11 protein-coding genes, 1 tRNA gene and 2 pseudogenes are annotated in these 11,823 nt (G+C 69.9%); 6 read left to right on the top strand and 8 right to left on the bottom strand.

Annotation, left to right across the window (positions count from 1 at the left end; all coding sequences use genetic code 11):
- Positions 1 to 105: 105 nt before the first annotated feature.
- Together ACFVS6_RS37860 and ACFVS6_RS37865 are read left to right on the top strand one after the other, a co-directional pair.
- The gene (locus ACFVS6_RS37860; RefSeq protein ID WP_389711079.1) at positions 106 to 1,230 is read left to right on the top strand and encodes a hypothetical protein; all 1,125 of its coding nucleotides are present in this window, start codon (positions 106 to 108) and stop codon (positions 1,228 to 1,230) included.
- Positions 1,231 to 1,388: 158 nt separating this feature from the next.
- A complete protein-coding gene (locus ACFVS6_RS37865) occupies positions 1,389 to 3,563 on the top strand; it encodes an FUSC family protein (protein ID WP_389711080.1) in 2,175 nt (724 codons plus the stop codon).
- Here ACFVS6_RS37865 and ACFVS6_RS37870 read toward each other — a convergent pair.
- From ACFVS6_RS37870 to amcB, 7 genes and pseudogenes are all read right to left on the bottom strand, one after another.
- Positions 3,537 to 4,079: a phosphate-starvation-inducible PsiE family protein gene (locus ACFVS6_RS37870; protein ID WP_356878949.1), complete on the bottom strand. Its 543-nt coding sequence runs from the start codon at positions 4,077 to 4,079 to the stop codon at positions 3,537 to 3,539. The two genes, ACFVS6_RS37865 and ACFVS6_RS37870, sit on opposite strands and share 27 nt — an antisense overlap.
- Positions 4,080 to 4,278: 199 nt before the next feature.
- Positions 4,279 to 4,407 (bottom strand): annotated as a pseudogene (locus ACFVS6_RS37875) (transcriptional regulator); the annotation flags it as partial.
- A gap of 50 nt (positions 4,408 to 4,457) precedes the next feature.
- Positions 4,458 to 4,531, bottom strand: a tRNA-Met gene (locus tag ACFVS6_RS37880).
- A 277-nt stretch (positions 4,532 to 4,808) separates the two neighbouring features.
- Positions 4,809 to 5,528 carry a hypothetical protein gene (locus ACFVS6_RS37885; protein ID WP_375971012.1) on the bottom strand — a complete coding sequence of 240 codons (720 nt, stop codon included), beginning with the start codon at positions 5,526 to 5,528 and terminating at the stop codon, positions 4,809 to 4,811.
- Between the two features lie 13 nt (positions 5,529 to 5,541).
- The gene (locus tag ACFVS6_RS37890; RefSeq protein WP_389711081.1) at positions 5,542 to 6,216 is read right to left on the bottom strand and encodes a pentapeptide repeat-containing protein; all 675 of its coding nucleotides are present in this window, start codon (positions 6,214 to 6,216) and stop codon (positions 5,542 to 5,544) included.
- A 67-nt stretch (positions 6,217 to 6,283) separates the two neighbouring features.
- A complete protein-coding gene (gene amcA / locus ACFVS6_RS37895) occupies positions 6,284 to 6,544 on the bottom strand; it encodes a multiple cyclophane-containing RiPP AmcA (RefSeq protein WP_389711082.1) in 261 nt (86 codons plus the stop codon).
- On the bottom strand, positions 6,522 to 7,595 hold the full coding sequence (gene amcB / locus ACFVS6_RS37900; protein ID WP_389711083.1) for a cyclophane-forming radical SAM peptide maturase AmcB: 1,074 nt from the start codon (positions 7,593 to 7,595) through the stop codon (positions 6,522 to 6,524). Before amcB ends, amcA begins: the two co-directional genes overlap by 23 nt.
- 194 nt (positions 7,596 to 7,789) lie before the next feature.
- Between amcB and ACFVS6_RS37905 the strand changes: the two are divergent.
- The 4 genes and pseudogenes from ACFVS6_RS37905 to ACFVS6_RS37920 all read left to right on the top strand — a co-directional run.
- Positions 7,790 to 8,512: pseudogene (locus ACFVS6_RS37905) on the top strand (fatty acid desaturase family protein); the annotation flags it as partial.
- A gap of 391 nt (positions 8,513 to 8,903) precedes the next feature.
- Positions 8,904 to 9,134 (top strand): DUF5133 domain-containing protein, encoded by a 231-nt coding sequence (locus ACFVS6_RS37910; RefSeq protein ID WP_389711084.1) that lies wholly within the window; start codon positions 8,904 to 8,906, stop codon positions 9,132 to 9,134.
- A gap of 208 nt (positions 9,135 to 9,342) precedes the next feature.
- On the top strand, positions 9,343 to 9,558 hold the full coding sequence (locus tag ACFVS6_RS37915; RefSeq protein WP_125539589.1) for a hypothetical protein: 216 nt from the start codon (positions 9,343 to 9,345) through the stop codon (positions 9,556 to 9,558).
- 149 nt (positions 9,559 to 9,707) lie between these two features.
- Complete coding sequence (locus tag ACFVS6_RS37920; protein ID WP_389711085.1) at positions 9,708 to 10,982, top strand: peptide ligase PGM1-related protein; 1,275 nt, start codon at positions 9,708 to 9,710, stop codon at positions 10,980 to 10,982.
- Between the two features lie 72 nt (positions 10,983 to 11,054).
- Here the strand turns inward: ACFVS6_RS37920 and ACFVS6_RS37925 are convergent, their stop codons facing one another.
- On the bottom strand, positions 11,055 to 11,423 hold the full coding sequence (locus ACFVS6_RS37925) for a PRC-barrel domain-containing protein (RefSeq protein ID WP_389711086.1): 369 nt from the start codon (positions 11,421 to 11,423) through the stop codon (positions 11,055 to 11,057).
- Positions 11,424 to 11,823: the final 400 nt, after the last annotated feature.

Genomic DNA, 11,823 nt, shown 5'->3' on the forward strand with positions numbered 1-11,823 from the left:
GGCCCCACCCGTAAGGACAGCGTGTCACCACGGCTTCGCCTCCACCCCGGGGCATCCTGTGAACCCTTGCAATCGCGGAGGACAGCCGAGGAGGATGGTCCGGTCGTGCGGGAGTCGTCGCAGGGCGTCACGGTCGTAGCTCTCCTGGCCGATCCGGACGCGCCCACGGACGTCGCGCGGCACATCGCCCGGATGCTTCCTGACCGGCTCGCTGAAAAGGCGGGCCAAGGGCGTCGGTTCGACGTCAAGGTGGTCAGTGAGCCCTTCACCTCGGGGACCGAGGACCCGCACACCTTGATGCGCCGGATCATGGAGCGCGCAAGTGCGGAGAACTGGGACATCGTGGTGGCCCTCACCGACCTTCCGCTGCACTCGCACGGGCGCAGGATTCTTGTGGATCTGAGTCACGAACACGGCTTGGCGCTGCTGTCCTTTCCTTCCCTGGGGGGCTTGCGGCTGCAGACGAGAGCCCGGCGGGCAGTGGAAGAAGCCGTGCTCGGCTTGGCCGGTCCGCCGTCCACCGGGGCTGAGGGGCTTCCGCGCAGTCAGCCGCTTCCGGGCCCTTTCGCCGGTCGTCTCGCGCCTGTCCACCGGGGCCAGGTCGGTGACGAGGAGGCTGCCGATCTCCGGTACATCGTCAGCGGGCCGCGCGGCTACCTGCGGGTGCTCGTCGGTATGGTCCGCGCGAACCGGCCTTGGCGCTTGGTGTCGGGCCTGTCGAAAGCCCTGGCGGCCGCACTCGCCACGGGAGCCATCGCCACCCTGGACTCCACCACCTGGAGCCTCTCCGGTGCCCTGAGCGCGCCACGCCTCGTGATCGCCATGGTCGGGTCCGTCGGACTCATGATCGGCTGGCTGATCGTGGACGGGGAGCTGTGGCACCGATCGACGGAGGGATCGCCGGAGGCGAGGCAGAGGGCGCGGCTCTACAACACCTCGACGGTCCTCACCGTCGGTATCGGGGCGCTCGTCTGCTACGTGGGATTGATGGTCATCAACTTGGTGTGGGCGCTGTTCATCCTCAACGACCGGGTGTTCGCTTCCACGACAGGAACCCCGCTGCACGCCACGGAGTACTTGACGTTGTCCTGGTTCGTCGCTTCGGTCGCCACGGTGGCCGGCGCGCTGGGATCGGGCTTGGAGAGCGACGAGGCGATCCGCGCAGCCACCTACTCCACGCGCGAAGAGCAACGTCGCCACATGCTCCAAGGCGACCAGCTGATGACCTGAGTCGGAGATGCGTCGCTGGTTGGTGATCGTCAGGGCCCGACGACATCGCCGGTCGATCGGCGGCCCCCGAGGGCCACGAAGACCCCCGCCTCACGCTCAACGTTCTCGGCGGCGTGGCCGGCACGACCCGGTAGCGGGGCCGGGCTAGGCTCCTGCCCGTGACGTGGCTGCGGGCCCTCCGGGAAGTCGTGCGATCCGGGCTCACGATCGAGGAGGCGCGACTTGAGCCCCTGCTCGCGCTGCGCACAGCTGTGGGGGTGGCGCTCGTCATCGGGCCGGCGCTGTGGCTGGCCTCCCCGGCGTACGCCGCGTCCGCCGCCCTCGGCGCCTACTCCGCGGGCGCAGCCACGTTCCAGCGCACCTGGCGTCCCCGCAAAGTCATCGCGCTCGGCGCGGGCGTAGGTCTGGCACTCGGCACCTTCCTCGGGTATCTGGCCGCCGGGCGACTCGCGACGTTCCTCCCGCTGCTGGCCGTATGGGCCTTTGCCGCAGGGATGGCGTGGGCCGTCGGATCGACCGCCGGGATCGTCGCGGCGACGACGGTCGGCAGCATGCTGGTGACCGTCACCCTGCCCACGAGCATCGGGCGGGCCCTGGAGCACGCCGGGATCATCGCGCTCGGGGGCGTGGCGCAGGCCCTGCTGATCCTGCTGTTCCCGATCCGCCGTTGGGGGGCGCATCGTGACGCGCTCGCCGACGCCTTGGCCGCCGTGGCGGACTACGCCCGCCGGCTGCGGCACGACCCGACCGCCCCGTTCGACCCGGAACCGTTGATGACGGCCCGGGACGCGGCCGCCGTGACGCCGTCGCAGGCCCGCACCCGTCCCTCCGTCCTGCACGGCCCCAGGGGACTCGCCGAGCGCATTCGGCCCGTCGTCGCCGCACTCGCCGACCCGGGCGTCGGCGCCCCGCCGGAGGGGCCCGGGCGGGACCGGGCAAGGGAGTTGCTCGACGCCGCCGCCGAGGTCCTGGATGCGGCCGCCCGTTCGATCCGCCGCGGCACTCCCGCCGAGGTGTCGCCCGGAAGCACGGACGCCCTGTGCATCGACGAGGAGCACGAGGTGCTGGAGGGCCCCGCGCGGCAGGCCGCCGAGCGGCTCGTGGAACTGCTTGGCGAGGCCTTGGAGATCGCCCGGTGCGGCACGCCCGGGAGGACGCCCGCGCCGCCCGTCCCCGAGGACGCCCAGGTCCTGGTGCGCCCGACCATGTTCCGGCTGGTCCCGGTCGTGGTCCGGGCGGTCCGACGTGAGCTCCGCCGGGACTCGCCCGTGTTCCGGCACGCCGTCCGCCTGGCGGCGGTGGCCACGCTCGGCTACCTGATCGCCGCCCGGCTTCCGGTGGGCCACGGCTATTGGGTGCCCATCACTTCGGTGATGGTGATGCGGCCGGACTTCCACCAGACGTACGCGCGGGCGGTGGCCCGTCTCGCCGGGACCCTGGCGGGGGTCGCGCTCGCCACCGGGATGGTGCGGGCCCTGGGCCCGGACGCCCAGGTGTTCGGCCTGCTGGCGGTGGTCTCGGCGGGCCTGTCGTTCATGCTGAACCGTACCGGCTACGCCTACTCCCAGTGCTTCACTGCCGCATACGTCGTCTTCCTGCTCGGCATGGGCGGCCAGGCGTGGGAGCAGACGGTCCCCGAGCGGGTGGTGCTCACCCTGCTCGGCGGGGCCCTCGCGATGCTGGCGTACGTGGTGTTCCCCGCATGGGAGACACCCCGACTGCCGGGCCGGCTTGCTGACTGGCTCGCCGCCGAGGGCCGTTACGCGGCCGCTGTGCTCCGCAGCTACGCCGAACCGACCCGGGAACAGCACGCCGACCTGCGCAGGGCACTGCTGGCGAGCAGGGAGGCACGCGCCGCCTGGCAGGAGGCGTACGACCGGGCAAGGCAGGAACCGGTCCGCCCCAGGGGCCTGACGTCACGCGAGGCGGAGGAGGCGCAGGAGGCGATCGAGGGCTTCGACCGGGCGGCGATGCTCATGGAGAGCCACGTCCCGCGGGCCGACAGCCGTCCCGTCCCCGAGGCGGAGCGGCTCGCCGAGGCTCTGGAGGCGGACACGGCGCAGGCGGCGGTCGATGTGCGCGAGCACAGGAATCCGGACTGGGCGCGCGTGGAGGAGGCGCTCCACGCGTGGGAGGGCGCCGCCGCCGGGGACGGGAGCCCGGTGGTGCGGCGCGGGGCGGCAATGCAGAAGCGGGCCTTGGAGGCCCTCGCGACGGCCGTGAGCCGTACACCCCTGGAACGGGACGTCGGCTCCGCTCGCGAAGAGCAACGGGTGCAGGCGGCCGCAGCGACGGAAGGTGACGGATCAGGATCCGCCCACCGGGGTGGGTGACGGCTCCGGCGACGGAGGAGCGCGCCGCGCCTCCTGGAGCGGGAAGTAGTCTCCCGGCCGCGTCGAGCGACGCCACACGTACCCCGCTGTCGCCATCACGAGGATCAGACCTGCCAGGACGAGCAGTTCGACACCCTCGACGTTCCACCGGAAGGACTTCTCCGCCTCGGCCGTCACGATGAGCACCTTGCGGATGCCGGCAACCAGGCCGACGACGAGGAACGGCTCCGCGTCGAGGGTCTGGTTCCTGATGGTCAGGCGGACGGTGTGGAGCAGCTCGGCCACGATGAACAGCACAAGGCTGTTGTCCAGGGCGGACAGAACGACCGCCTCCTCCTCGTACGGCCCCTGGATCGACCTGACGACGTCGTGGACGACCCCGACGGTCAGGATCCCCGCGAGCAGTACGAGGAGCGCCGCGACAATGAGGTGGATGCCGTCCTCGAGGAGTTGCAGGAGGCCCTGTACCCGGCCCCCGCCCTCGGTCTTCGGGAGTTTGGGTCTCACAGTCGGCATCCTAGGGGCGCCCCAGGCCAGCGGGCGCGGCTCGCTGTGCTGCCAAACGGGTGGACGAGGGATTCCTCCCTGGTGGCAGCCTGCGGGGGTGGGACGAGGCGCGACATCAGCGACCGAGTTCTGCCCCGCGGCCGGAGAAGGCAGGGCCGGGGTCGGCCTCGTTCCTCGCGGCGGCCCTGCAGGCCACGGACGTCGTCCCGCGGGTGTGATTGTCGAGGAACACCAGTCTGGCCATGTTGGGGCGCTGCGCCGGCAGGTCCGGGGCGCCACGGCCCAGGTGCCCGGCGAACAGCCTGTGACCCAGGCGGTTCCACGCCAGCACGTCACTACAGCAGAAGGGCCCAGATCTCTATCGGAGATCTGGGCCCTTCTGAGCAGTAGCGGGGACAGGATTTGAACCTGCGACCTCTGGGTTATGAGCCCAGCGAGCTACCGAGCTGCTCCACCCCGCGTCGATGCCTCCACCATACGGCACCTTTGGCCTGGGCTTCTCCGGATTTCCTGGCCGACCTGCTGTCGCAAGCGCTCGCAGCTTGCAGGGGCATTCGTTCTCGGCCGCCTCCGGCGATGGGGGAGTGCGGGCCGCAGCTGCCGGGGAGCGGCGGCCCGCACTGCTGTTTCCGAGGATGTCCTGACGACTGCGAAGCTATGCGGTTCGCGTGGTGCCGAGGGCCTACCGGGTGGCCTTGCTATCAGTCTGAGTTCCACGGAAGGCATCGGCACGAGAGGTCAGATGAGGGAGGGCAGGATGCCGCGGGGCCAGTGTCCGAGCCAGAATGCGGCGGCTGAGGGCCGGTCCTGGGCCTCGGTGGAGCCGTCGTGCAGCAGGTACTCGGTGGGAGCCACATAGCCTTCGCCCGGGGCGAGGCGTATTCGGATGATGCGGATGGGGCGGCCGCTGGCGACGTAGTCGCGGTAGTCCTGGGTGTGCGGGTAGCGGTCGGCGTGGTAGTCGGGGTGGACGGCTCGGCAGACCGCTTGGGCGTCGATGGCACCGAGAATGATGTATCGCACTCCGGGGCCGAGGTTGAGGCAGAGCCTGCGGCGTCCGGTGTGCCTGTCGGCGTACGCGAGCTTGTCCCAGTTGTCGAGGTGCAGCCCGATCAGTCGGCCGTCCTCGTAGTTGTCGGTGGTTGTGGTCATGTCGGGCTTGGCGAGGGCTTGACCGAGGTACACCGCGTCCGGGTCGCCCAGTCGGCCGGTGAGGTCTTCGAGCGGGAGTCCTTCCTGAAACGTGGGCCGGACGATCTCCACGAGGGCGCTGTCCAGGGGGTGACGAGGGGCCGTGACCGCCTTGACGTCCGCTTCCCTCATGGGGCGCCACTGCCCGGCGGGGATGATCGCGCCGGGCTCGTATGCGGCCTCGTCGGGCCGGGTGGTCCGGACGGTGGCGACCTCGCAGCGGGCACGGAGGGCGGACGGGGCGCCGTAGGCGATGTGCAGGGGCACGAGGTCCTCCCGGTCAGTCGTCCCCGATGATGATGTCGAGTTCGTGCACCAAGGCCTCGGCAAGGTCGGACTGCTGCCCGGGGTCGATGCGGACCTTGGCGAGGTTCGCGACACCGCGGATGGCCGACAGGTCGTTCTCCCGAAGGTCGGTGTTGCGGTAGCGCCCCGTGCCGAATTCGGTGAGCCGGAGCGTGCAATCGGTGAACACGACGTCGGACAGCTCACAGTCGGTGAACGTGGCCTCTGTGAGGACGCAGCCGATGAAGGCCACGGGGCCGGTGACGCGGACCTTCTCGAAGGTGGCGAAGTCGAGCTTGCAACCTTCGAACAGCACGTCGTCGAGGACCAAACCGTCCAGGGAGATGCCCATCAGCTTGCAGTCCCGGAAGTGGACGCGGGTCAGCTTGCTGCCGGTCCAGTGTGCCGAACCGAGCTCGCTGTCGCCGATCTCCACACCGTGGAGGTTGACCTGCTCGAGCTCGGCCCGCTTCGCGCGGATGCCCGCGATTCGGCCGGTGACCAGCTGGGTCTCCGCGAGGTCGAGCGATCGGAGATCGACGTCCCCGTACGCGAAGTCCTGGACGGTGCCGCGGGAGCTGTCGAGGCTGTCGACGTTGCTCAGGTAGAGGCCGGGCTCGTCCAGTTCAGGCAGCGTGATCGTGGTGTGCCCGAAGGTTCGGATGGCCATGGTGCTCCTTGTCGTTGGGGCGGGGCGGCCCCGCGCGGCGGCGGGACCGCCCGCTGTCGGCGGGGTGCTACTTGTTCTTCCAGTTGTCCCAGGTGGGCCGGTTGTCGAAGGTGGCCGTGGGGTTGTCCCAGGTCGGGCGGTTGTCGAACGTGGCGAGGGGCTTGGCGTGCTCGGCTTCCGAGGTGAGGTGGTTGCTCCAAGTGGCGTTGGTCCAGGCGTTCTCCCAGCGGGCGACGGCGGCGGCGCCGGCGGCCTCCAGGAGGGACTCAAATCCATTGGCCGAGTCCATCACGAGCGTGGCGGCGTCAGCGGGCGTGTGCACGGACATGCCGCGTGACTCCTTCGAGTAGGGCGATCTTGGCGGTGGTGCAGTACCGGGTCCTGGTCCCGTCGAACCGGCCGGCGTGCTCGAAATACCGGTTCGCGGCGTGGGCGCCCCCACAGAAGGCGAAGGCGGGGCAGGTGGCGCGGCACGCGTCGACGCCCTGCCAGAACTCAGTGATCCAGGAGGTGCGTTCCTCGGCCTCGGCCACGAGGACGTCCAGGCCGTCTTTGAGCACGTTGCCGGTGGTGAAGTCGCCGAACCGGGCGTCGGTGAACCCCGCCAGCTCGGGGGAGAGCATGACCACCCCGCCGTCGTGGGCGACGGTGGGCATCGGATCCCAAGGTGCAGAGGTGGGCGTGGGGGCGGTGTCGTGGCTGCCGAGAACGGCACCGGCGAAGTTGAGCACGCGCTGGATCTCCCGCAGCCGGATCACCGGATTGGCCCGCCAGGCATCCGCGAGGGCGGCCCAGAACTCGGTCGCGCGCACGGGGTCGGAATCCTTGGTCCCGCGGTTGACCCCTTCTTCCTCTTCGACGTTAGCGCCGAGGGTGGTGACGCCCAGCTCGGCGAAGAAGTCGTAGAAGCGGGCCGCGTCCTCGGGGGCCGGGTCGGAGACGACCGCGATGGCGGAGAACGGGATGCCGTGGCGACGCAGGCGCTCGATGCCTCGCATGGTGACGCGGAATCCGGGGTGGCCGGCGAGGGTGACGCGGTGGGTGTTCATGTCCTCGGGGCCGTCGACGCTGACGCCGACGTGCACCTCGCGCTCCAGCAGGAACGCGCACCAGGCGTCATCCACCAGAGCCGCGTTCGTCTGGACGCTGTGCTTCACGCCCTTGAAGGGGGACATGAGCGCGGCCAGGTGCTTGCGGCCGGTGGCCAGCGGCTCCCCGCCGTGCCACACGACCTCGAACGCCGGATCGTCGGCTGCCCAAGGATTGACGGACGCGGCCACGGCCTCTGCAACCGTCACCGGCATCAGGTGGTTCATCTTGCGGAACGGCAGGTAGCAGTACGTGCAGTCCATGGGCAGGCACTTCGTGGTCGGCTGCATGATCACAGACCGGGGCCTGGCCGCGAGCCGTAATGCACTCTGCATCGTGCTCCTCTCGATCGGGTCCGGGCGGTGTGTCCCGCCCAGGCAGTGGTGCTGTTGGATGCACAGGCGGAGCGCCAGTGGGGTCAGCGGGGGTCGGCCTGGCGAAGGACTTGGTGGTCGGCGACGACCCATTCGACGCCGCCGCCCTCGGGGCGCACATCGGCGTGGGGTACGGCTGGTGGCAGGACAAGCACACCCGCCACCACGCCAACCCCAACCACGAGGACCTCGATCCCGACCTCGACCCGGACATCCTCGTCTGGACGCAGGACCAGGCCCGCACGGCCAGGGGGCTGCCGCGGCTGCTCGGCCGGTAGCAGGCGCTCCTCTTCTTCCCGCTGCTCACGCTGGAAGGGTTCAACCTGCACGTGTCCGGGGTGCGGTCGCTGTTCGACCGTACTCTCAGGCACCGGGTGTGGGAGGGGGCCTTGCTCGCCGCTCACATCGCCGCCTACCTCGGCGCGCTGTTCCTGGTGCTGCCGCCGGGCAAGGCGGTCGTGTTCCTCCTCGTCCACCAGTGCCTCTTCGGCGTCTACCTCGGCTCGATCTTCGCCCCGAACCACAAGGGCATGCCGGTCCTGCGGGGCTCGGAGCGGCCCGACTTCCTCAGGCGTCAGGTCCTGACCTCCCGGGACGTGCGCGGCGGCCGGTTCACGGACATCGTCCTGGGCGGTCTCAACTACCAGATCGAGCACCACCTTTTCCCGAGCATGCCCAGCCCGCACCTGCGCAGGGCCCAGATCATCGTCCGCGGATGCTGCCAGGAGCTTGGCGTCAGCAATCTGGAGACCAGCCTGGTCAATTCCTACCGGCAGACCCTCGCCAGCCTCCACACGGCCGGAGCCCCACTCAGAGCGCCGCAGACCACCTGACTGCCGCCACGGGCCCCGACCGGGATGCGGGGCGCCGTTTCCACCCCGGTCTCGGGGCAGGCTGTGGCCGTCGAGTGCCCACCCCTTCGACAGCGTTTTCAGCGCAATGCTGGAGAGAGATGTCCCGGCGGCGGGTGTCCGGGCAGGGCCCCAACGCCGGGAAGCCGTCGCGCGCCGAGCGGGGGGTCGGCCGACGACGACAGACTCCTTAACGGCGCCTCTGCCGCAGAGTCACGTACGTGCCCGATTTATGTTGACGGAGCCGCGAGGTGCCCCCTGACGCATCGCGATCGCAGCAGTGGAGCGTGCCGGACGGCGACGGGGATTCAACGGTGATCGGGAGGGTAGGCGACGGCCACCTGTTGGATCTGCTGGCGAAAGGCAACCACCCATGTTGATGGCTCACCCGGCTGTGCTCCCCGGCCTCGTCGACCGTTACTGGGCGCTGTCCGTCCTCGACGCCGCGGAGGGCGACTCTCCCGTGCGCGGGGAGATCGAGGACGTCGAGCGGGCGCTCTGTGTGGCCACCGGCACGACGGACGTGCACGCCGCCCTGATCGCCGCCCGCCACCACCTGCCTGGCACGGGTGCCCTCGACGACTCTGTGCTCGTCACCCGCTGATCGGTCAGCCGGCAGTGAGGGGCAACCCGCCCTCACGCATACACAAGCGGGATGAGATGCGTGAAGTTTGTGGACGGGGGCCAGCCTGTAGGTGGGGATTTGGCGTGGAGCGACCGCGGACGGCGCCGGGGCGACAGCTTCCCGGTGAAGGTCACCCGTTTGGACGTGAAGGGGTGCTAATGAGCTTGCTGCGGCAGAGGCTTGGCTCATGGCCGCCAAGCTGATCATCTACCCGCCCGACCAGCAGGGCTGGCGACGTGTCCGCTACGACGGTGTTGCCATCGGAGTGGCTCATCGGCCTGCCGATGTTCGCGCCTTTCTCGCCGCGGCCGGTATGGAGAACGCCGAGGATGTCGACCTCACCGACCCTGACTTTGTGGAGTGGCGGGGGGCCGGTCCCGAGGCGTGGGAACCGTTCCCCTGACATGCCTCCCTGACCTGCCTCCCCGGTCTGCTTGGATGTGCCGGGGTATGCGGCTCCCCCCTGGGCCCGGCCGCGCCCGGAATGGGCTGAGCGGTGGATCTCAGGCTGCTGACCGTGGACGGCCGTGCGGCGACCAGAGGAGCAGAGCGGTGACGGAGACGGGCCCGATCGTCGTGTTCGCGAACTTCCTCTCGGACTTGGCGGTGGATCTCGATGAGGGTCAGATCCTGACGACGTGGGCCCAGCAGGCGCCGCGGAAGGCGTGGCTGCTCCGCCCGGGCGACGTGTTCGTCACTCCCGTGCGGTTGAGCCGGGAATTTCTGCGGTACGTGTACGACCTGACCGGGGTGTCCCCGGAATCGGTGGCGGTCGTCGAGGTGCCCCCCGCCGGAGCCGTCCCGCTGGCGCGGGCGGTGCGCGAGGCTGGCCTCCTACAGCAGGTCCGGGCTCTCGCCGGGGACCGGGGTGCGGCGCTACTGCCGACGGCGTTGGACGCGTCGGCGATCGCGTTCGCCCGGGACATCGGCATCGACGTCCACCCGTATCCCACGGTCGAGACCGCGGAAGCCGCCCTGAAGATGACCATGCTGCTCAACACGAAGACCGGCTTCCGCGAGACGGCCGAGCAGCTGGGCATGCGGCTGCCGACGGGCCGGATGTGCCGACGCCCGGAAGCCGAAGGTGTGGCGCGTGAGCTCCTGCGGGACCACGAAGGCGTTGTGGTGAAGCCAGACCGTTCGGCCGGAGGACACGGAATGCGCTTCGTGTCCCGCGATGACCTGAGGGGCGGGGCGGCCCTGCTGCTCGATACGGTGGGTGGGCCCGAGGGCCTTTGGGTGGTGGAGGAGTGCCTCGACGTGGCCCAGTCGGTCAGTATCCAGCTGGAGGTGAACGGCTCCGGAACACGCCCGCTCTTCAGCGGTGCGATGCGTACGGTTCAGGGTTCCTTCACGGGATATGCCTCTCCCTTGCCACTGTCCTGCGCACACGTGGCAAGCGAGTTGGAGGAGTGGGGGACGGCCCTGGGCCGCCACCTGGCCGACCACGGCTATGCCGGGCCCTTCGGGCTCGACGCGCTGGTGGACACCGAGGGTGTCGCGTACGCGAGTGAGAGCAACATCCGCCGTACGGCCACCACTACTCCGCACGCCATGGTCACTCGGCTGACCGCGGGATCGGCCAACGCCGACCCGGCGTGGTCGGTGTCGAAGGGTTGGACGCGGACTCCCATGGACTTCGACGAGGCGCTCGCCCGGCTGCGCGCTTCCCGCCTCGCGTTCGACCCGGATCGCGGCGAGGGCGTGGTCCTGTACGCGGACGCGCCGCCCGACGGCCGTTCCTGGCGGTACGCGGTGATCGCCAGGAGTGCCGACGACGTGGAGGCGCAGGAAACCGCGTTGGCGGAGGTCTTCGAGCTCGAATAGGGCTGACCCGCAAGACGCCGGTCCCGGCACCCCTCGGGGTGCCGGGACCGGCGTCGTCGTGTGGGATCGGGATTAGGCGGGGCGGCCGCCGAAGGGGGCGCCGGTGCCGTAGTACGTGCCCAGTTCGTCGCGGTAGCCCGCGTCGCCGAGGTGCTTGTCGCGGTGGAACTCGGGGGCGTCCTTGATCTGGCCCCTGGTCCGGTCGACGAAGACCTTCCGCTCCTCCGAGTCGACGCTGACCACGGTGCTCGCCGGCAGCAGGACCTCCTTGCCGAAGATCCAGACACCGGTGTCGACCACCAGGTAGGCGTCACCGACCTCGTCGGAGTGCTTGTCGACCTTGCCGATGCTGCCGTCGGTCGCCTCGACCTTGTAGCCCGTCAGATCGGTGCCGGCCAGATAGCCCGACGTCGACTTGTAACTCCACGCATGCTCAGTCACGCGAAAAACAACTCCTCCGGTCAATGGAGGATCGGCGGCGAAATACTTCTCCGCCGATCCTCCTTGTTCCGTACGTCGTGCTCGGCGGATGTGCTGCGCACCGCCTTGAATTCACCTGCCCCGCCTTTTCGACTTCACGCACCCGGATCACATTCGAGACCGGGGCGGCCGTCGATCATTGGAGGTGAGCAGGCCCCCTGCTGCATCACGGCGACCGTCCGGGCTGCCGTCTGGATGCTCTCCATAGGCGCCGCTATTCGTTCCGTGTCCGTGTCGGTGACGGCTCGTCGACAATGACATGGCGGTGGGGGGGGGGCCGCCGCCCGCGGGGTGGGGGCCGACCCCCCCCCGCACAATAGAGGTGAAAGAGAGAGAAAAAAAAAACAAAAAACCCAACCAA

This window comes from Streptomyces sp. NPDC057939, from assembly GCF_042887545.1.
In the GTDB taxonomy this organism is placed as follows: Bacteria; Actinomycetota; Actinomycetes; order Streptomycetales; family Streptomycetaceae; genus Streptomyces.